The 21203-nt window shown below is 46.1% G+C and carries 18 protein-coding genes and 3 pseudogenes; 9 read left to right on the top strand and 12 right to left on the bottom strand.

What is annotated here, in order from left to right; translation table 11 throughout:
* Positions 1 to 47: 47 nt before the first annotated feature.
* Positions 48 to 848, top strand: a complete 801-nt coding sequence (locus JCM12259_RS08875; protein WP_081784184.1) for a phosphatidate cytidylyltransferase — start codon at positions 48 to 50, stop codon at positions 846 to 848.
* Positions 849 to 1023: 175 nt separating this feature from the next.
* Here the strand turns inward: JCM12259_RS08875 and lpxB are convergent, their stop codons facing one another.
* On the bottom strand, positions 1024 to 2199 hold the full coding sequence (gene lpxB, locus JCM12259_RS08870; RefSeq protein ID WP_025066192.1) for a lipid-A-disaccharide synthase: 1176 nt from the start codon (positions 2197 to 2199) through the stop codon (positions 1024 to 1026).
* A 56-nt stretch (positions 2200 to 2255) separates the two neighbouring features.
* Complete coding sequence (gene surE / locus JCM12259_RS08865) at positions 2256 to 3032, bottom strand: 5'/3'-nucleotidase SurE (protein ID WP_025066191.1); 777 nt, start codon at positions 3030 to 3032, stop codon at positions 2256 to 2258.
* 113 nt (positions 3033 to 3145) lie between these two features.
* Between surE and JCM12259_RS14710 the strand changes: the two are divergent.
* From JCM12259_RS14710 to JCM12259_RS14700, 5 genes and pseudogenes are all read left to right on the top strand, one after another.
* Positions 3146 to 3912 (top strand): annotated as a pseudogene (locus tag JCM12259_RS14710) (ParA family protein).
* A 116-nt stretch (positions 3913 to 4028) separates the two neighbouring features.
* Positions 4029 to 4921 (top strand): annotated as a pseudogene (locus JCM12259_RS14705) (ParB/RepB/Spo0J family partition protein).
* A gap of 4 nt (positions 4922 to 4925) precedes the next feature.
* Positions 4926 to 5654: a DUF5683 domain-containing protein gene (locus tag JCM12259_RS08850; protein ID WP_021584464.1), complete on the top strand. Its 729-nt coding sequence runs from the start codon at positions 4926 to 4928 to the stop codon at positions 5652 to 5654.
* A 31-nt stretch (positions 5655 to 5685) separates the two neighbouring features.
* Positions 5686 to 7032, top strand: a complete 1347-nt coding sequence (locus tag JCM12259_RS08845) for a lytic transglycosylase domain-containing protein (RefSeq protein WP_025066189.1) — start codon at positions 5686 to 5688, stop codon at positions 7030 to 7032.
* A gap of 83 nt (positions 7033 to 7115) precedes the next feature.
* Positions 7116 to 9340: pseudogene (locus tag JCM12259_RS14700) on the top strand (RelA/SpoT family protein).
* Between the two features lie 373 nt (positions 9341 to 9713).
* On the opposite strand, the gene JCM12259_RS08835 reads toward JCM12259_RS14700, so the two are convergent.
* The 5 genes from JCM12259_RS08835 to JCM12259_RS08815 all read right to left on the bottom strand — a co-directional run bounded on the left by JCM12259_RS08835 (position 9714) and on the right by JCM12259_RS08815 (position 13580).
* Positions 9714 to 10466: an exodeoxyribonuclease III gene (locus JCM12259_RS08835; RefSeq protein WP_025066188.1), complete on the bottom strand. Its 753-nt coding sequence runs from the start codon at positions 10464 to 10466 to the stop codon at positions 9714 to 9716.
* A gap of 7 nt (positions 10467 to 10473) precedes the next feature.
* Positions 10474 to 11157: a DUF4840 domain-containing protein gene (locus tag JCM12259_RS08830; RefSeq protein ID WP_025066187.1), complete on the bottom strand. Its 684-nt coding sequence runs from the start codon at positions 11155 to 11157 to the stop codon at positions 10474 to 10476.
* 77 nt (positions 11158 to 11234) lie between these two features.
* The gene (gene folE / locus JCM12259_RS08825) at positions 11235 to 11828 is read right to left on the bottom strand and encodes a GTP cyclohydrolase I FolE (protein WP_025066186.1); all 594 of its coding nucleotides are present in this window, start codon (positions 11826 to 11828) and stop codon (positions 11235 to 11237) included.
* Between the two features lie 74 nt (positions 11829 to 11902).
* Entirely contained in the window at positions 11903 to 12436 is a 534-nt protein-coding gene (hpt, locus tag JCM12259_RS08820; RefSeq protein ID WP_025066185.1) for a hypoxanthine phosphoribosyltransferase, read from the bottom strand.
* A 241-nt stretch (positions 12437 to 12677) separates the two neighbouring features.
* The gene (locus JCM12259_RS08815; protein ID WP_025066184.1) at positions 12678 to 13580 is read right to left on the bottom strand and encodes an Abi family protein; all 903 of its coding nucleotides are present in this window, start codon (positions 13578 to 13580) and stop codon (positions 12678 to 12680) included.
* Between the two features lie 419 nt (positions 13581 to 13999).
* On the opposite strand from JCM12259_RS08815, the gene JCM12259_RS08810 reads away from it, so the two are divergent.
* The 3 genes from JCM12259_RS08810 to JCM12259_RS08800 all read left to right on the top strand — a co-directional run bounded on the left by JCM12259_RS08810 (position 14000) and on the right by JCM12259_RS08800 (position 18247).
* Entirely contained in the window at positions 14000 to 15517 is a 1518-nt protein-coding gene (locus JCM12259_RS08810; protein WP_025066183.1) for a bifunctional ADP-dependent NAD(P)H-hydrate dehydratase/NAD(P)H-hydrate epimerase, read from the top strand.
* A gap of 10 nt (positions 15518 to 15527) precedes the next feature.
* Positions 15528 to 16580, top strand: coding sequence for a DUF4831 family protein (locus JCM12259_RS08805; protein ID WP_374188311.1), 1053 nt, complete (start codon positions 15528 to 15530; stop codon positions 16578 to 16580).
* Positions 16581 to 16741: 161 nt separating this feature from the next.
* The gene (locus tag JCM12259_RS08800) at positions 16742 to 18247 is read left to right on the top strand and encodes a glutamine synthetase family protein (RefSeq protein ID WP_025066181.1); all 1506 of its coding nucleotides are present in this window, start codon (positions 16742 to 16744) and stop codon (positions 18245 to 18247) included.
* 241 nt (positions 18248 to 18488) lie between these two features.
* On the opposite strand, the gene JCM12259_RS08795 is transcribed toward JCM12259_RS08800, so the two are convergent.
* The 5 genes from JCM12259_RS08795 to JCM12259_RS08780 form a co-directional block, all read right to left on the bottom strand.
* Entirely contained in the window at positions 18489 to 18935 is a 447-nt protein-coding gene (locus tag JCM12259_RS08795) for an HU family DNA-binding protein (RefSeq protein ID WP_025066180.1), read from the bottom strand.
* A 659-nt stretch (positions 18936 to 19594) separates the two neighbouring features.
* Positions 19595 to 19822 (bottom strand): hypothetical protein, encoded by a 228-nt coding sequence (locus tag JCM12259_RS15865; protein WP_051559286.1) that lies wholly within the window; start codon positions 19820 to 19822, stop codon positions 19595 to 19597.
* A complete protein-coding gene (locus tag JCM12259_RS15860) occupies positions 19822 to 20265 on the bottom strand; it encodes a hypothetical protein (RefSeq protein ID WP_051559283.1) in 444 nt (147 codons plus the stop codon). The genes JCM12259_RS15865 and JCM12259_RS15860 overlap by 1 nt, the downstream gene beginning before the upstream one ends.
* Entirely contained in the window at positions 20247 to 20852 is a 606-nt protein-coding gene (locus JCM12259_RS14690; protein ID WP_025066179.1) for a hypothetical protein, read from the bottom strand. The genes JCM12259_RS15860 and JCM12259_RS14690 overlap by 19 nt, the downstream gene beginning before the upstream one ends.
* A 39-nt stretch (positions 20853 to 20891) precedes the next feature.
* Entirely contained in the window at positions 20892 to 21098 is a 207-nt protein-coding gene (locus JCM12259_RS08780; protein ID WP_025066178.1) for a hypothetical protein, read from the bottom strand.
* Positions 21099 to 21203: the final 105 nt, after the last annotated feature.

Genomic DNA, 21203 nt, shown 5'->3' with positions numbered 1-21203 from the left:
AAAAACTTATTGTCCGTACAATTACGGGCGTGCTTTTCATTGCCATAATGGTATCGGGATTCCTGCGTCCGCAGGCTATGGTGTTCCTATTCAGTCTCATTACGGGCCTCACGATATGGGAATACTGCTCGTTAGTGAATGAATTAAAGACTGTCACCGTTAATCGTTTTATCGCTACGGTGGCCGGAGTCTATTTCTTTCTGGCTGTTGCCGGCATCAACAGCGGTTACATTCAGACCAACGGTGTGTTTGTTCCTTATCTGCTGACGATTGTTTATCTCTTCGTCAGCGAACTCTACACGCGCAACGAAAACGCCATACACGACTGGGCCTATACAATGCTTTCGCAGATGTATATCGCTCTTCCGTTCTCAATGATTAACGTTTTGGCATTCCGACAGGCCCCCGACGGCGACATACATTATTATTATCTCCTGCCGCTCAGCGTGTTTATCTTTCTGTGGACGAACGATACCGGTGCTTATTGCAGTGGTTCGTTGTTAGGCAAACACAAGCTATTCCCGCGCATCTCACCTGCCAAGAGCTGGGAAGGCAGCATTGGCGGTGCTCTCTTCGTACTCATCGCAGCTGCTGTTGTGGGCTATTTAGAATCACAGAGTAATGCGCTTTCGGGGCTCACCATCGTTCAATGGTTAGGTTTGGGGCTCGTTGTTACCGTCTTCGGAACATGGGGTGACTTGGTGGAAAGCCTCTTCAAACGTACCTTGGGCATTAAAGACAGCGGCAATATTTTGCCTGGACACGGCGGAATGCTCGACCGTTTCGACTCATCTTTAATGGCGATTCCTGCCTCTGTGGTATATCTTTATACTTTGAGTCTTTGTTAGAATTATGACATTCGATTATTCGGCTGATTGCGACTAACTGTTAGTTGTATTGCAATCAACCGTTAGTTACAACACGAAAAGCCGTTAATCGTCGTCCGATTAACGGCTTTTCGCAAACCAATTTACGCTTGATCACTTTCGGAACTGCCGTTTTGGCTGCGACAAAAAGGCAGTATCACTTGATCGCCTTTCCCCTTTCGGCTACCCTTTCAGGCGTTTTTAACAAGCGGATCATCATCTTTGCAGCTTGATCGGGAGCTATATCGTCACCCAAACGATGACGAATGTCGGCATAGTCTTGCAACATTTTCGCGCGATAAGACATGTTGTTGAGGAGCCGGTTGAGTTCTCCGGCGATGTTATCTACAGTGAACCGATCGGCCAACAGCTCTTGGACGACTTCACGATCGGCAATGAGATTGACCAGAGAGATATATTTCACTTGGATGATATGATTGAAAGCGAAACGGATGAGATGCGGAACGGGCGTCTCATAACACACCACTTGGGGAACATCCAACAATGCCGTCTCGAGCGTTGCAGTTCCGCTTGTGACAAGCGCTGCGGCCGAATGCGAGAGGAGTGCGTATGTTTGATCTTTCATCAGTACGACATTCGTACCCGAAATGAACTTCTCATAATACGCCTCTTCAATCGACGGCGCACCCGCCAACACCATTTGGCAATTCGGGAAACGGCCGGCAGCTTCGATCATAGCGGGTAAATTATCTTTGATTTCCTGTCGTCGACTGCCTGCCAACAAAGCAATGACAGGTTTGTCGAGCGCCAATCCATTCTTTCTTTTAAAAGCTTCGGCCGTCTGCTGATAATCTTTTCGGAACAGCCGAACCTCATCTGCCGTAGGGTTTCCCACATAATGGATAGGATAATGATGCTTCTGCTCATAGAAAGGGACCTCAAATGGCAGAATCGAGAACAGTTCGTCGACATCTCTCTTGATGTTTTTAATGCGGTATTCTTTCCATGCCCAGATCTTCGGTGAGATGTAATAGTAGACGGGGATACGGCTGTGCGCGTGGATATAACGGGCAATATTGAGGTTGAAACCAGGATAATCGACCAAAATCAAAACGTCGGGCTGCCACTGAATGATGTCTCGTTTGCATGTGGCCATTGCCTGAAAGATGGTGCGCAAGTGCAGTAGCACAGGCACGAATCCCATATAAGCCATATCCTTATAGTGACGAATGCATGTGCCCCCAACCGCAGTCATCAGATCGCCGCCCACAAACCGGAACTCGGTTTGCGGGTCTTCAGCTTGCAAGGAGCGCATGAGATGTGATGCGTGAAGGTCGCCCGAGGCTTCGCCTACTATCAAATAATACCTCATTTTAGTTGAAAGTTAAGGCTGAAAGTCAAGAGTTGTCCAATTAGAATTGTCAATAGTCAGTTCTCAACGATCAACTTCTGCACCTCTTTCATTGCTTCATATGCCGTGACATCCATCGTTGTAGGCGTTATCGAGACGTAACCGTGTGTGAGAGCCCAGCTGTCTGTGTCCTCAGCCTGCGGTTCATCGTTGGTATATTCACCCGTCATCCAAAAGTAATCATAACCGTGCGGATGACGCATTTTCACGCATTCGTTATCCCACGTGCCGTAAGCCATCCGGCAAATTTTCACACCTCGGAACTCAGTCAGCTTCGGGAAGTTGACGTTTAGACACACGCCTTTGGGCAAACCGGTCGTTAACACACGTGTGACAATCTGTCGAACAAGCGGTCGCAAGGGCGTAAAGTCGGCGTCATCACGATGATCACAGAGCGAAAAAGCTATCGAAGGAATATATTTCATACAGCCTTCCATCGTAACACCCATCGTTCCGCTATAATGCGAATTAACCGAAGCATTGTCTCCGTGATTGATTCCGCCGATTATAATATCAGGCTTTCGATCATGACAAAATTGCTCCAAAGCTAATTTCACACAGTCGACCGGTGTACCGCTACACGACCATACCTCGGCATTTTCAATCGGCCGGCGCTGCTTCAAGCGCAAAGGCTCAGCCGCAGAAAAGGCACAAGAGAATCCTGAGCGGGCCGATTCAGGGGCACAAACAAGAATATCGCCTAAATCACTGAGCATTGCTACCAAACTGCGTAACCCTTTGGCGTGATAACCGTCATCGTTTGAGATTAATATAAAAGGTCTCTTTTTATCCATAAATTATAACTGTTTTTAGGCTGCAAAAGTACGAAAAAACCTTTAATCTACTGCTTTCTCACATAAAATATGTATCTTTGCAATCTACATTTCATAGAAGAAAGAAGAATCAAATGGGAAAAATTATCGCATTAGCCAATCAAAAGGGAGGTGTCGGTAAGACGACAACGACATCAATCTTGCTGCTTCGCTTGCCACACTCGAGAAGAGTGTTCTTGTGGTTGATGCCGACCCGCAGGCCAATGCATCAAGTGGCTTGGGCGTAGACATCAAAGAGGTGGATTGTTCTCTTTATGAGTGCATCATCGATCACGCTGATGTGCGCGATGCAATCTATACCACTGATATCGACGGTTTAGACATAATCCCAAGCCATATCGACCTTGTAGGAGCGGAAATAGAGATGCTCAATATCGAGAATCGTGAGAAAGTGATCAAGAATTTGCTTGATGCCATCCGCCAAGAATACGACTATATCCTTATCGATTGCTCACCTTCGTTGGGCCTGATCACTGTAAATGCCCTCACGGCTGCTGATTCCGTAATCATTCCTGTACAATGCGAATACTTCGCTTTGGAAGGAATCAGCAAACTGCTGAATACAATTAAGATTATCAAAAGCAAACTCAATCCGGCTTTGGAGATTGAAGGCTTCTTGCTGACAATGTATGACAGCCGGTTGCGTTTGGCCAACCAGATTTATGACGAGGTAAAACGCCACTTCCAAGAACTGGTCTTCAAAACCGTGATTCAGCGCAATGTGAAGCTCAGCGAGAGTCCGAGCCACGGTCTTCCGGTTATTCTTTACGATGCCGATTCTACCGGATCAAAAAATCATTTGGCACTGGCTAAGGAGATTATCAGCAAGAGCGAGAGCTAGGGTTTTAGTTTTTGAGTTTTCGAGTTGATTGGTTTACTCTATTGAGATATATCGGCTCTGAACTCAAAAACTAAAAAACTTGAGAACTCAAAAACTAAAATAACTCATCAACTTATATGGCTGTACACAAGAAATTCAATGCGCTGGGACGCGGACTTGATGCTCTTATTTCCACTGAAGCAGTTCGCACGCAGGGCAGTTCGACGATAAACGAGATCCAGATAGACCAGATTCAGGCTAATCCAAACCAACCTCGGCGCGAGTTTGACGAAGAATCGTTGCAAGAATTAGCCATAGTATTCGCGAAATCGGCATTGTTCAGCCTATCACACTGCGTCAGATTGCCGACAACAAATTTCAGATCGTAGCCGGCGAACGGCGCTGGCGAGCCTCACAGATCGCTGGATTGAAAGCCATTCCAGCCTATATCCGTACCATCGACGATGAAACTGTGATGGAAATGGCACTTGTCGAGAATATCCAACGTGAAGATTTGAACGCCATCGAAATTGCTTTGGCCTACGAACATTTGATGGAAAACAGCGGAATGACACAAGAGAAGGTGGCTGAAAGAGTCGGAAAGAGTCGTACGGCGGTGGCTAACTATCTGCGATTATTGAAACTTCCCGCCCAGGTTCAAATGGCTTTACAAAAGAAAGAGATTGATATGGGGCACGCCAGGGCCTTGCTCTCACTCGAAAGCCCGTCTATGCAGATCAAACTTTTCAAGGAAATACAGAAAAACGGATACTCGGTACGCAAGGTAGAAGATCTTGTGCGCAATTTTAAAAGCAGTGAAACCGATGGCGACGAATTACAGAAGATTACCCTGCGACCCCAACTCCCCAAAGAGTTCAATGTCTTGAAAAAACGCCTCTCTGCGTTCCTTAATACCCAAGTACAAATGAGTTGTTCGGCAAAAGGCAAAGGAAAAATTACTATTCCGTTTGCAGACGAACAGGAATTGGAACGCATTATGAACATTTTCGATAAACTGAAAGAGCAGTAACAGCGTGGACAGACATCATCATAAGATATTACTTTTATTGCTGATAGTCAGTATTTTATTAGTCATTGCCCCCCGATCGGTATTCGCTGGGGAACTGGACACATTGCAAGTAACGGTCAATCACGATGCAAAAAGCATCGAATCGGAAAGCGAAACACCGTTAGATACACTGCAAAAGACCGTTCTTCAGAATACGCCTAAAAAGAAACCGGTACGCGATTGGGCCACTTGGCATCCCAATCCCAAGCGAGCACTGTGGCTTGCATTGGTTCTACCTGGTGCTGGACAAATCTATAATCGTAAGTATTGGAAGTTACCATTAGTATATGGAGGCTTTGTTGGCTGTGTCTATGCAATGCGATGGAACGACCAGATGTACCACGATTACTCACAGGCATATTTAGATATATCGGATGATGACCCCAACACGCAGAGCTATAACCAGTTTCTGCATTTAGGAAAAGCCATTACTAAGGAAAATATGGCTACCTATCAGAATCTCTTCAAGCAGCGAAAAGATCGCTATCGGAGATGGCGCGATCTCAGCTTCTTTTGTCTTTTGGGCGTCTATGCCTTGTCGGTCATCGACGCTTATGTAGATGCTTCGCTCTCTGAATTTGACATTTCAAATAATCTCAGTCTACGAGTTGAACCGGCCATCATCAACAATCGTATCTCGCGTAACCCATTTACGGCTTCTGCTGTGGGACTACAATGCAGCTTGAACTTTTAAAACGGAAACAGAAAAAACAGCAAACAAAATAATGAAAAGAATTTATTTACAGATAGTCACAATGTTCTTCTTTAGCGTTTGCACCATACAAGCGCAGACAGAAGATAAGAAAGCTAACGAGATTACGGTTACTAATGCACAAGGCAAACAAGAAGTGATCGACGTGCCCGAGGCTATGAACACAGAGGTTGACAGTCTGCTGAATTTATATTACACGAAAAACTACCTTCATCCGGATACCGGTTGCAATCTGCCCAATGTGAATCCGATTTACGATAAAAGTGTCTACATTGATCGTTTGAAGCGAATCCCGTCGGTGATAGAACTTCCCTACAATGAAGTTGTGCAAAAGTTCATCGACCGTTATAGTGGGCGTCTGCGCCGTTCAGTAAGTTATATGCTCGGTGCATCTAACTTTTATGTTCCGATCTTTGAACAGGCGCTTGAGACTTACGGGCTTCCGCTCGAACTAAAATATCTTCCCGTAATCGAGTCTGCGCTCAACCCGAAAGCCGTTTCACGTGTAGGTGCCACAGGATTGTGGCAGTTTATGCTTGGAACGGGCAAACGGTACGGCCTTGAAATAAACTCGCTTGTCGACGAAAGACGTGATCCCGTAAAGGCATCTTATGCCGCTGCACATTACCTGAGCGACTTATACAAGATCTTCGGAGACTGGAATCTCGTAATCGCTGCTTATAATGCGGGCCCCGATAAGATAACAAAGGCCATCCATCGAGCCAAAGGTCAGACCGATTATTGGCAAATTTACCCTTATCTTCCGCAAGAAACGAGAGGCTATGTACCTGCTTTTATTGCGGCCAACTACATTATGAACTATTACTGTGAGCACAACATCTGCCCGTTAGTAACAGATCTTCCAGCCAAGACCGATACCGTTTTAGTGAACCGTGATATTCATTTTGACCAGATTGCCCATGTGCTTCACATTGATACCGAGCAATTATTGGAACTTAATCCGCAGTATCGTCGCAATGTAATCAATGGCAGTTCGCAGCCGTCTGCATTGCGTTTGCCTGCTGCTTTAATTAATACCTTTATTGATAAGGCCGACTCCATTTATGCGTATAACCCCGACGAGCTGCTCAACAAGCGCATAGAGGTCGCAGTGAATGATGATGTTCCGATGTATACGAGTCCTCGGAAGACTTACAGTCATAAGTCGGGCAGGCGCACAAAAGAGACTCGTCGGCATGGGAAAAAGCAGCGTTCGCAGGGCAAGAGTATCACAATTAAGGATGGTGATACGCTCTCTGAAATTGCCGCCCGCAATCACACAACAGTCAAGAAACTGCGAAAACTGAACAATATAAGCGGTTCTAATATTCGCGCCGGCAAGAAAATCAAAGTTAAGTAAGGCGTCTTTATACAGCAATCAACTATATGGAAACAGACAAGATACAGCAAGACGATAAAGAGAAAGAGGTCGCCGAGAATCAAATGGTTGACCAGGCATTTCAACATTTGCTTGAAACCTACTTGGCATCACGTCATCGCAAGAAGGTAGATATTATCACCAAGGCTTTCCATTTTGCGCGTCAGGCACATAAAGGAGTACGTAGACTGTCCGGTGAACCATACATCATGCATCCCATTGCGGTTGCCCAGATTGCCTGTGAAGAGATGGGACTCGGGTCGACCAGTATTTGTTCGGCCTTGCTCCACGATGTTGTCGAAGACACGGATTATACTGTCGAGGATATTGAAAACATCTTCGGCCCTAAGATTGCACAAATAGTTGACGGACTGACAAAGATTAGCGGCGGCATATTCGGCGATAAAGCGTCGGCCCAAGCAGAGAATTTCAAGAAGCTTTTGCTCACAATGAGCGATGATATACGTGTTATTCTCATCAAGATTTGTGACCGGTTGCACAATATGCGCACGTTGGCCAGCCAACCGGCAAACAAGAAATACAAGATCGCTGGTGAAACCTTGTATATCTATGCACCGTTAGCCAATCGTTTAGGATTGAATAAAATCAAGACCGAACTTGAAGATTTGAGTTTCCGCTACGAGCATCCCGAAGAATATGAAAATATCAAGCGCAAACTCTCTCTGACCAAAGAGCAACGCGACCTACTGTTTGAACAGTTCACGGGTCCTATCAAATCGGCTCTCGATAAGATGGGAATCGGTTATCAAATCAAGGCTCGTGTAAAGATCCTTACTCTATTTGGAGTAAGATGCAGAATAAACACGTCACCTTTGACGAGATTTATGATATCCTCGCTGTGCGTATTATCTTCACGCCTAAACAGCAAGAAGACGAAATAAACGAATGCTTTAATATCTACGTTGCCATCAGTAAAATCTACAAATCACACCCTGACCGACTGCGCGATTGGCTCAACCATCCCAAGGCCAACGGCTATCAGGCTCTCCACGTGACGCTGATGAGCAAACAAGGACGATGGATCGAGGTGCAGATTCGCAGTGAACGGATGAACGAAATTGCCGAACAGGGGTTCGCAGCACACTGGAAATACAAGGCTGGTAATGAAATAGCCGAAGACGAGGGCGAACTGAACGACTGGTTGGGAACCATCAAAGAGATTCTCGATGACCCGCAACCGGATGCAATGGACTTTCTCGATGCCATCAAACTCAATCTTTTTGCGTCCGAAATATTTGTTTTCACGCCCAAAGGAGAAATTAAAACACTGCCCGCCGGATGCACGGCGCTCGACTTTGCATTTCAAATTCACACGTTCTTAGGTAGTCATTGCATTGGTGCCAAGGTCAATCACAAACTTGTTCCGTTAAGTCATCGTCTGCAAAGTGGCGATCAAGTGGAGATACTTACATCCAAATCACAGCACGTTCAGCCTTCGTGGATCAACTTCGTATCTACTGCCAAGGCCAAGGCTAAGATTCAAGCGATTCTCAGAAGAAACAATCGCGAGATTCAAAAGCGCGGCGAAACCGTGCTCAACGACTGGCTGAAGAAGAATGATTTGGAGTTGACCACTGCCGTACTCGACCAACTCTGCAAGTTTCATGACATGCAGAAATACGATAATCTATTCCTCGCTCTGGGTGAAAAGACGATTATGCTCGGCGACAAAGACCTCGACGAATTGCACGGAAAGAACCGAAGCAACGAATCCAGTACGTCGGGTTGGCGCAGATACGTGCCTTTCCTCGGGCATGACAAGAAGAAAAAAGAAACGATTCAGACGGCCAATCCGCTTATCGTTGACAAAGATTTCAACAAGAAAAAGCCCTGCATCATTACTGAAAACAGCATTGGGCGCTATATCTTCCCCACTTGTTGCCATTCTATTCCGGGCGATGATATCCTTGGATATATCGACAACAAAAACCAAATCGAGATTCACAAACGCACTTGTTCGGTAGCAAGCCGACTCAAATCCAGCTTCGGTAATCGTATTCTCGATGCCCAATGGGACATGCACCGTAAGTTACTCTTCGATGCAACGATTGCTATTCACGGTATCGATCGTACCGGAATGTTGCACGATGTGGCTGATGTCATCTCCGGCGAACTGAATGTAAACATCCATAAAATCACCATTTCCAGCGATGAAGGAATCTTCGACGGTGCCATTGAGCTGCGTGTTCACGACCGTGCCGACGTCAAAACAATTATGGATCAGCTTCGCAAGATTCCCGATATGCAAGAGATTCAAGAGATATTGTAATCTCTCGAAACGCCCCAAAAGGTTCTTTCACTCAACACGATAGTACTTTTCACTCAACACGATAGTACTTGTTGACCAACACGATAGTACTTTTTACTCAACATGATAGTACTTTTTGTTCAACACGATAGTACTTGTTGACCAACACGTAATTAGGTCTTATCAAATACGTCATAAATGGTGCAGGCGGAATGAATCGTTAGTTACGCTGCAAAAAACCGCTGGTTGCAGTGCCAAATAGCCTCCGTTGGAATCCAAGAGAGGCTATTTGGGAAGGTGACTCAACTGCAATTGCTTATTGATCGATTACAAAGAAAAAACAGAACTCTTTCTATCCTCCGAACAAAACGGACTGCCTTGTTCGGCAAAATGCTTACAGAGCAAGCGTTAATTCAATTGGACAATGGTCTGATCCGAGAATATCGGTGTGTATTCGGGCGTCTTCCAGTCGATCTTTCAGCCGATCCGACATCAGAAAATAATCAATGCGCCACCCCGTATTTTTCTCTCTGGCATGGAAACGATAAGACCACCACGAATAAGTGATCTGCTCCGGATACATCAAACGGAACGTATCAGTAAAACCATTGGCCAACAAGGTGGTCATCTTCTCACGTTCCTCATCGGTGAAGCCGGGATTACGACGATTGGTTTTCGGATTTTTCAGGTCGATTTCTTCATGTGCTACATTCATGTCTCCACACACAATGACGGGCTTGCGGGCATCCAATTGCAACAGATAAGCGCGAAAAGCATCCTCCCATTCCATGCGATAATCAAGTCGGCGAAGCCCATCCTGTGAATTAGGTGTATAGACCGTGACGAGGAAGAAATCGCTCATTTCAAGCGTGATGACACGTCCTTCGTGATCGTGCATATCGATTCCGATGCCACAAGTGACATTGATCGGCGTGTGCTTTGTGTAGATAGCCGTACCGGAATAGCCTTTCTTTTCGGCATAATTCCAGTAAGACGTATAGCCATCAAACTGCAAATCCAGTTGACCGGCTTGCATTTTGGTTTCCTGTAAACAAAAAAAGTCGGCATCAAGGGCTTTGAATGTTTCTTCAAAGCCCTTGCCGACGCAGGCCCGTAGACCGTTTACGTTCCAAGAAATAAATTTCATTCGCTGATTATTTAGTTCCTCTTACAAAGATGAAACTGCGTTGGGAGTTCACCTCCGTACCGTCACCCAGCTTGATTTGTTTCGGTAATAAGAAGCATTGGAAGATTCTTTTCGTGCTTGTATACGCGTTGAGAATAACCGAATTTTGATAACCGAGCGCATAGTCCGCAGCAAATGAGACTTTCATATTTTGTGTAGCACCACTGAAAGTGTAAGGGAATGTGACAGCCCAAGGCGTTTTGAAATCCTGCTTGTAGGGCCAAAGCGCAAAGAAATAGACGCCGTTTCCATAGCGTTGTCTGACATAATTCATCGGCGCATACAATTGAATCGTGCCCGTGAGAGACGCTGTCGCGCTCTTTAATGCTTCTTTCTGTGGACCCGTGGGGGCATACCAAGCGAAGAGACGAAGTGGGAAATCGCTGATAACTACGCTCGAGTCAGTTTTCACCGTGAAGTTAATATCCGCACTATCAGCCTTTGTTACCCCATAGGGATTGATGGTAAACAAAGTTGCTTTGCCTTTAAACGTACCGGCCATAGCATTGATTTGTGCCGTTTTTTCTGCCGAAGTGAGCGGTACAATAGTCGTATCGTATTCTTCGCCGTTGTTACTAATACATGCGTTTAGTGAGAAAGCAGTTGCCACCAAGCATGCTGCCGCTAAAAGATTTTTTGTTAAAGCCTTCATTTTTATACCTCAATTAAAGTTGTTTTATCTGTAAAATGCAGGGCGAATCGAAATCTTGCACGAGATAATACGATTTTTTATATCTTTTTAGATTCGCCTCTCAACAGATTCATAAACTCTTCGCGGGTTTTCGCCTGATTGAAAGCACCGCTGAAATCGCTGGTTGTCGTGATGGCATTTTGCTTCTCCACGCCTCGCATTTGCATACACATGTGTTTGGCTTCAATGACCACCATCACGCCCAAAGGATGCAATGTGTTTTCGATGCAGTCTTTAATCTGCTGTGTGAGACGCTCCTGCACCTGCAACCGATGACTGAAAATATCGACAACGCGGGCTATCTTGCTCAGTCCGGTGATATAACCATTGGGGATATAGGCCACATGAGCTTTGCCGTAAAAGGGCAAAAGATGATGCTCGCACATAGAAAAGAAGTCGATGTCTTTCACGATCACCATTTGGTTATACTTCTCTTCGAAAAGCGCATCGGTCAAAACCTTATGCGGATCTTGCGTATAACCTCGCGTTAAAACCTGCATGGCCTTGGCCACACGCATCGGTGTTTTTTGCAACCCATCGCGTTCGGGATCTTCGCCGAGCAATTCCAAGACGCGTTTGTAATGCGCCGCTAATTCGTCGAGCCCTTCTCTCTGTTCTGTTTCCGTGTTCATTGTTTTAGCTGTAAGCCTATAAGATCATCAGATTCTTAGTTTTTAGATTTGTCATTTGCTGAACTCCCGTCTCTTCACACCAGTGTATAGATGTCGCGCAGATTGCGTCCCTGCTGATCATAGTCAAGTCCGTAACCCACGATAAAGTCATTCGGAATCTCAATGGCCACATATTTGATATCCAAATCCACTGTCAGTTTCTCCGGTTTCAGCAGCAACGTACAGATATGCAAAGCCTTGGGATTGCGCGTGCCGAGCGTGTCGAGCATTCGTTTCATTGTTGCCCCCGTGTCCACAATATCTTCGACGATCACCACCGTGCGCCCCGAAATATCTTCATTCAGGCCGATCACTTCCTTGATTTCGCCTGTGGAAGTGGTGCCTTGATACGAAGCCAGCTTGACAAAGGATATTTCGCAGGGAATCGTGATAGATCGCATCAAGTCTGCGGCAAACACAAACGAACCGTTTAATACGGCCAACAACAATGGATTCTCGCCTTTCAAATCTCGGTTGATCTTGTCGGCCACCGCCTTAACATGTTGCAGTATCTCCGTTTCCGGGATGAAAGTCTTAAATGACTTATCTTTGATTTTGATAATACTCATAATGCAATCAAATGAAATTCAGGGCAAAATTACGAAAAAACAGTGTAACCCACAAATGATTTTATGATTTAGACGAGATAGAATATATGTGATATCTTAAAGCGAGATCGCATATATTGAAAAGAGGGACTGTACAGATGATATATGTACAGCCCCTTGCTCTCCTTTTTAAAGTGCTAATAAAGCGATTAAAATCTTTATCGGCACTGTTTGCGATGCAAATATAATTATTTCTTTCTAATTAAGCAAGTGTTATGTCAACATTCCTTATACCAGTAGCATTTTTTATGATTTCCCAAACTTCCGGAACTGTACTATATTCCAATAAGAGTTTTTTCAAATCCTTCCTGAGATCTTCTTGTCTATTTGTAGATATGCATCCGATCATATAATATATAACTTTGATGGCACCGTTTAATTTTTGATAATCAGTTGGAGACATCTGCCCGGCCGGTCCTTTTCTAATTGACACAGGAAGAGAAGTATCATAAAGGATATTCCCATGTGCACAACGATTTCTAACAGTCCTAATGATAGATAAGTAACTATCGAAGACCTTTTGTTGTTTAATGCCAAAGTGTCTACAAATCTCGCATTTTGTTGTTTGCGATTTAATGGAATGAAATAGATATATAACCTGTCCTAAAGTCATAAACTCTATTGTTTTCCAAGCTGGAGCGTATCTGTCATTGATATGATTCTGATGATGTTGTTTTATCATGGGATTAAGTTTGAATTTTTTAGTGTAGACTTCTTTATCAAAACTATCAATGAAATCGGACGTAACTATTGCCGGATCGACAAACCAAGTTGTTGAGTTTGGGTGTAAATTAGATACATGGTAGGTAAGAAATGTTCTGAAATTAATTTCTATCCGATTGAGATATTTCATTAGGATTGTTCTTAAATTAAAATCAAAGTAGTAAAGCTTGACAATATAATCAAATTTCGTTCCTTTTCGAAATAGATGTTTTCTTTGTTCTTTTTTAGGGTAAGACACTTCAAAAGGAAACCAGTAAAATCCTAAACGATAATATCCGACATCAAGTAAGACCTCTCCTGCCTTATCTTCATCGCTGATAATCATTCCTCGATCTTGTAATAATTTGATTTGTTCAGGTATTGTACTTGCTTTGTTTCCCATAAGTGGAGTGTTTCACTGATTAGTCTTTACGAGCACAAAGATAACACTTTTACTTAGATGATCAAAATTAAGTATAGAGGAATAGGATTCAGAATGCTACTGACTAATGCATTTATTCAGAGTGAAAACATATCAGTCTAAGAGAGAAAAATACCAAACGCAAAAGCGGGGCATCATCATCGTGTTTCTGATTAATGCTTGATCGTCGCCTCAAAAACGGTTAATGAGCGTGCGAAAAACGGTCTTTTGTAACCTCATTAACGGTTGGTTGCAAACCCTTTCGGATGTAATTGGCAGACAACGAGAAGCTGTGTTGCAACCAACGAAATGAATATAAAGATGAAAAGTAATGAGATTTTTGTTTAAAAACTTGACTTTCAGCCCCCCGATCAACCTTTATTTCGTATCTTTGCAGGCGTATGAAGATTTTTACGAGTGCCCAAATCCGCGAGCTTGATGCTTATACTATCGAGCATGAACCGGTGAGTTCGATCGACTTGATGGAGCGTGCTGCCAAGGCGATTGCCTATGCCGTCACTGAGAGATGGGCCGTAGAAACGCCCGTGACAGTGTTTGCCGGACCGGGAAACAATGGCGGCGACGCACTGGCTGTGGCTCGGTTATTGGCGGAAAGGGGTTATCAAGTGGCTGCTTATCTGTTTAATATTCACGATAAGTTGTCGGAAGACTGTGCCGCCAACAAGCAACGACTCCTCAATTGCAAGCGTATCAAGCGTTTTACGGAGGTGTCTGTCGACTTCGATCCGCCCAGCCTCGATGCCGATATGCTGGTGATCGACGGACTATTCGGTTCCGGACTCACCAAGCCTTTGGCTGGTGGTTTTGCTTCTTTGGTGAAATATATCAATCAATCACCGTCAAAAGTGGTGAGCATCGACATTCCTTCGGGCTTGATGACAGAGGATAACACGCAGAACGTGAGGGTGAATATCATTCGGGCAGACCTCACCTTGACGTTGCAACAGAAGAAATTGGCCATGTTGTTGGCCGATAGTCAACCCTATTTGGGCGAACTTCGCGTGCTCGACATTCGTCTTTCGCAGGAGTTTATAGCCCAGACTAACGCATTGTTTTCGGTCATTGAGGAGAACGATTTGCGCCCGTTGCTGCGCCGGCGTGACGATTTCGCACACAAAGGGGCGATGGGCAACGCACTGATCATTGCCGGAAGCTATGGCATGGCAGGTGCAGCCGTGTTGGCCACACGGGCTTGTCTGCGCGCGGGAGCAGGCAAAGTAACGGCCCACACGCCCAAACGCAACTACGATATTATGCAAATCGCAGTGCCCGAAGCCGTGATGCAGATGGATCACGAAGAAACTTGCTTCTCCGAACCGGTAGATACAGAGAATTTTGATGCGCTCGGAATCGGACCGGGATTGGGTAAACAGGAGAACACGGCCATTGCAATGATCGCTCAATTGCGCCGCACCACGTGTCCGATTGTGGCAGATGCCGACGCACTCAACATTCTTTCCACTCACCGCGCATGGATGCAACAATTGCCGAAAGGAATTATACTGACGCCACACGCCAAAGAATTGGATCGGTTAGTCGGTATTCCGTGCACAAGCGACTATGAACGGTTGGACAAAGCACGTGAATTGGCTGATCATTTGCAGGCTTATGTCATCCTGAAAGGGCATCACTCGGCTCTGTGTACACCCAAAGGAAATGTTGTTTTCAACTCAACCGGCAACTCGGGAATGGCCACAGCAGGGAGCGGCGATGTGCTGACAGGTGTGATTACAGGTCTTTTGGCCCGCGGATATCAGCAGGAAGAAGCTTGTTTGCTGGGCATGTATCTCCACGGCTTGGCCGGAGATTTAGCCGCCAAAGATCTCGGCAAGGAGAGTCTTATAGCCGGAGACATCATCGATTATCTGCCTGCGGCATTTCAAAGAATAAACGATTAAATCCAAATAAATGATGAGAAAACGATTCACAACGGCACTTTTAGCTTTATGCTCGATAATGATGGTTCACGCACAACGTACAGTCGAAGGAACCACTTATTTCTTGCCGCGCACAGCATTGCGCCTGACTTTCTTGATAGAAAAAACGACTTACACACCGGGACAGTTCGCTCCCTATGCCGAACGATATATGAAAAAGACCGGTGTCGAACTCAATCCCAGCACCACGTATCGCATCATCAACACGAAGTTGTCGTCGGTCGGTGTGCCCGATTCCGCCAAACAATTCACCTTATCATTAGACAAGAAACACAGCATCACCACAGTGAGTCGTGATGAAAGCGGTATGCTGTTGGCGATCAACGCAGAGGGGAAGATGCCGCAACAGCCGGCGCCTTTCATTCCGGCACGCAAACCCGAACCGCTTAATCCCAAAGACTTCATGAACGAGGATATTCTGACGGCGGGAAGCTCGGCTAAGATGGCCGAACTCTGTGCCCAAGAAATCTACGATATACGCGACAGCCGCGACCAACTCTCACGTGGTAAGGCAGAGTCTATGCCCAAAGACGGACAGCAATTGAAACTGATGCTCGCCAATTTGGCTACACAAGAACGCGGTCTTTTGCAAGTTTTCGAGGGCACCACAGTAAAAGACACGATCGAACGTGTGCTGACTTATATCCCAACTCAGGAAGTGAAACACCAGCTTTTGTTCCGTTTCTCCAAACGGTTCGGACTCATCGACAGCGATGATCTCAGTGGCACACCGTATTATATATACATAACCGACGAACACGTCTTGACTGGATCAAACGAATCCGCAGGTGAACAAAAGAAGTCGAAAGACGATATCGGTCTGAATGTGAATATCCCCGGGAAAATCAAAGTTGCCCTTTATGAACAGGAAAAACAGCGAGCCAACTTTGAAGTATATGCTGCCCAATTTGGAAAAACAGAGAATCTGAGCGGCGATTTGTTCGGAAAGAAACAAACCACACGCATCATCCTCAATCCCACAACAGGCAGTATCGAAAGCATTCAAACCGAACTCGTGAAATGAAATAAGGCAAAGAAATGCAGCATATTGTCAGCATCAGTATCACCTTTAACGCAAATTAAGGAGACGTTGCTTACAGATTGTCATTAAATATTTGACGTATATGTTTTTATTTCGTACCTTTGCATCGAAAGAAAAACCTAATTTTAATCATTAACCAAAATATGAACAACGACGAACTTTTGATGAACGCCAACGAGATTGTGGCGTACTTACAGAAACCGGCAGCAGAATTTACCAAAGCCGACATCATTAAATTCATTCAGGAAAAGGAGATCAAGATGGTCAACTTCCTGTATCCGGGCGGCGACGGCAAGTTAAAGACACTCAACTTCGTGTTGACTAATCTCGATTATCTTAAAACCATCCTCACGTTTGGCGAACGAGTAGACGGCTCGAGTCTGTTCAGCTTCATCCAAGCCAGCAGCAGCGACCTCTATGTGTTGCCTCGTTTCAGCACAGCTTTCGTGGATCCGTTTGCCGAAATTCCGACACTCGACCTGCTTTGCTCTTTCTTCGATAAAGACGGAAACCCCTTGGAGAGTTCTCCCGAATACACGCTCGACAAAGCAGCAAAAGCTTTTACCAAGACAACGGGAATGGAATACCAAGCCATGGGCGAGCTGGAGTACTATGTGATCAAGCCCGACGAAGGCGTATTCCCGGCTGTTGACCAGCACGCTTATCACGAGTCAGCTCCTTATGTAAAGACCAACGACTTCCGCGCCATGTGTATGGAACATATCGCCCGTGCAGGCGGTCAAATCAAATACGGCCATTCCGAAGTAGGAACATTCACACTGAACGGTCTCGTGTATGAGCAGAATGAAATCGAATTCTTGCCCGTAAAAGTTCAAGAAACGGCCGATCAATTGATGATTGCCAAATGGATCATCCGCAATCTCGCTTATCGCAACGGTCTCAACGTGACCTTCGCACCTAAGATCACAGCCGGTAAAGCAGGTTCAGGTCTCCACATCCACATGAGAATGGTGAAAGACGGCAAGAATATGATGATGAAAGACGGGCGTTTGAGCGATGATGCACGTCGCATGATTGCCGGAATGATGGAGCTTGCACCCAGCATCACTGCTTTCGGAAACAAGAATCCCACTTCCTATTTCCGTCTCGTCCCGCACCAGGAAGCACCGACCAACGTTTGTTGGGGCGATCGCAACCGATCGGTTCTCGTGCGCGTGCCGCTGGGATGGACAGCCGGCGTGGACATGTGCAGCAAAGCAAACCCCTTGGAAAAAGCCGAAACACCCGACGCCTCATTCAAACAAACCGTGGAAATCCGTTCCTCTGACGGCTCGGCCGATCTCTACCAGCTTTTAGCCGGACTCTGCGTCGCTTGTCGTCACGGCTTCGAAATGCCCAACGCACTCGACATCGCGAAGAAAACCTATGTTGACGTCAACATCCACGACAAAGAAAACGAGGGCATACTCAACCATCTCTCACAACTCCCCGACAGCTGTGTTGCATCGGCGGCGTGTCTCGAAAAGCAGCGCAAGATTTATGAAGAGCAGGGCGTGTTCAGTAAAAACATGATTGACGGAATCATCAATCAGCTCCGCTCTTTCAATGACACCACGCTCCGCCAAGAAGTAGAAGGAAAACCCGAGGAGAATCTCAAACTCGTCGAGACCTACTTCCACTGCGGATAACAAGCGCTCAACAACAATCTCACATTCTTAAAAACCGCCTCTCGACAATCTCGTCAAGAGGCGGTTTCACGTTGTCATCCAACAGTTGTCACCCTTTCATTGCGCGTTAGCGCAACCATAAATCTACCTACCGCACCTACCCTATACAGCAAAAGGGCGAAATAAAGGTGGAAAAGTGAAAGGGTGAAAAGACGCACATCAGCCCATCTTTTCACCTTTTCACCTTTAATTCACCCTTAAATCACGGTTTTGGTGTTTTAGGTTTCTTTTCCTTGCCTTTCCATTCCTCCCATTCGATACTCACATCGGTGAGGCTGCGGGTGGCGCGGCGACCGGCTGGCGTACTACCGTTCTGTTTGTAGCTCGTCTCGGGAATGAACCGCACGCGGATGCCATTGATCTGCTTCGCCGACACGTCCTCTTCCTTAGCCACACCGTTTTTGTTGGCCGTAGCCGTGAAGTAGAACGTGCCGATGCCGTCGAGTTTCACCGAACGACCCTGCGACATGTAGTCGCCCAGCACGCCACCCAACGACATCAACACGGCATAAACGTCGGCCAGACTCACGGTAGATTCGCGTGAGAGCCGTTCGGCCACCTGCTTCGTGCTCACGGGCGGACCCACCAACACAGATTTCGGATACCATAATCCATTGATTTTCATCTTGATTCGTTTCCAGAATGCCATAATTTTTCTTGCTTAATGTCTGCAACGGCTATAACAGGCATTCGTGACTGGTATACGACCTATGGCTGACAGCTATACGACCGCTTGCTCACGGATATACGACCTGTCAATGACGGAAGTATGAGTCGTGCCTCACGAAAGTATAAGTCGTAGTCGACAAAAGTATAATCCGTGCCCCACGGAAGTATAAGTCGTCATTCACTCCTGTAACAGTCCCTATGCAGACGGGGTTATACATATTTGTTGATTGAATACTGTGATACAAGTTATATCATAAATTGAGATGTTCTGTAATCACGGGGATTACTGGGCAGTCCACAGAGGGTATGCGACGTTGCGAAAGGGGACGTCCACATTTATCCTACTATAGTCGAAACGAAGGTTGTACACTCTAAGGTAGTAATCATATGGGGCAGGCGTACTCGACCAGTAGAGACCGTAGCTATCAATTCCGGAAAAATTCCCGCGGTCATAGCAGCCAAGCGCCGGGAGGTAGAAGTAAATGCTCGGGTTGCCGGGCTTGCCGAGAGTAGGGGTGGTGCTGTAATTGGCAGTATTGGTACTTCTGGTGTAATCGATACCGTCAGGAGCGGCAGTGCTACTGTAACCGGAAATGTTATCTTTCTTTTTAAGCCAAATACCACCACTGTAGAGATGATTCATGGTGGCCCAAAGCGTTTGCCGTCAAAATAGGGATCGCCATCTTGTACATACCAGCACAACTCGTTGACGTTAGGCAAAGCCTTGAAGTGCGTGGTATTAGGAAGCACGGCGGGAGAAGCACCGCTGGCGTCAGTGTAGGCCGGTACGTCGTTGAAGTCGCGAGGAGTGTGGGCAGAACTATTATAGGTGCTTTGGGGAGCATCGGTGGCATTAGTATGATTCACTATTGTAGGCTGAGTAGGTTGGCACCATCCCATTCGTAACCTGCCCAATAATTCTGCTGGGCATCCCACATATAATAATTGTTGCCAGGGTATTCCGTTACCTGAAGATCAGTGTGCACCTTCTTGTTCTTACCAGCGGTAAAAGTGACGCTGGAATATGTTTTGGTGATGCTGCCGTAAGTTTGAGTTACGGGATCACGAAGTATGTATTCTATGCTAACATTGCTGTATGTGCCAGGATTGACAACCATTGTGGCGCCGTTGGTGGCGTAAGCTTCAGTGCTGGGAAGGGGAAAGTTGTTTACGGAGAGTTCTACCCTGTTGGAAGTAGAAGTAGGATTACTAAGTGTACCATCGTCAGCGAGATCGAAAGTGCCGGCGAGTGCATCGGAAGTGTTGCCAGTAAAGACGCGGATCCCTTGAATTATGGCATTGGGCCCCATGACTGGGTAGTGTAGGGCATAAAAGTAATGTAAGCAGCTTTGTGGTCGAGCGTGAAATGATATTTGTTATCTCCTATGGGCTTAGTAGCCGTAGCTACGCCGAAGTCACCGTCTTCGCCAATGTGACTGGCGTCGTTGGGAATTGGCTGGTTCTGGAAGACCTTGATGGTTACTTTACCGCCGTTGACATTACCTTTTCCGGTGTAACGCACGGGATAACTCGAAGCAGTATAAGTTCCGGCAAAAGCAAAGCTGGCTTTAGCGGCTCGCTTAACACCGGTCGGTATGGCTGGATTAGCCACAAGCAGGTTGCTGATATTATTCTTGCTGTCCTGCTTCAGTACGGGAGATGTTGCGGTGCCGGCGTTTACCCACAGGCGGTCACCCTCGGTCCAAAAGAAGTTAAGGCCCGAGCCGTCGTATTCGCCCGTGGTGCGTGTTGTGGGGGCGTCTTCTACGAAGTTGGTGAGGCCTTCGGTGCCGGGCTCTTGGTCATTGTTGTCCTTATTTGCTGTGTCGTCGCTGGCGCAGCCGGCAAAAGTTAATAATCCGGCGATGGCGAGCAATGATAAAATGTTTGTCTTCATCTTGTTTGTTCTGTTTTAATTTTTATACTCTCTTGTTTGTTAAATACCCCATTGTTGTGGAGCCTCTTCTTCTTCCTCGTCGAACCAACCTTGCTTGGCACTAAGATCGTCGCCGTCGTCGCCGGCCTCGTTGTGTCCGCCGCTGTTGGGGAATGAGGTGTCCATCAACTCACTGTGGGCCTCCATTTGGATGGCCTCAACTTCGGGCTTCGCATAAGCCCATCTCTCTAATTGTTTTTGATTCATAATCGCTATGTTTTGAGTGAATAATTCGTGAAAATTCCCCCTTGCCGGGTTGGCAAAAGGGCATGAAAAGTGGAACAAAGGGAACTCCGTGAAGCCCTTTGTTTA

It is taken from the genome of Hoylesella enoeca JCM 12259 (assembly GCF_000613405.1).
In the GTDB taxonomy this organism is placed as follows: Bacteria; Bacteroidota; Bacteroidia; order Bacteroidales; family Bacteroidaceae; genus Prevotella; species Prevotella enoeca.
The sequence above is the reverse complement of the archived record's forward strand: the minus strand, read 5'-3'. Positions and strand labels throughout refer to the sequence as shown.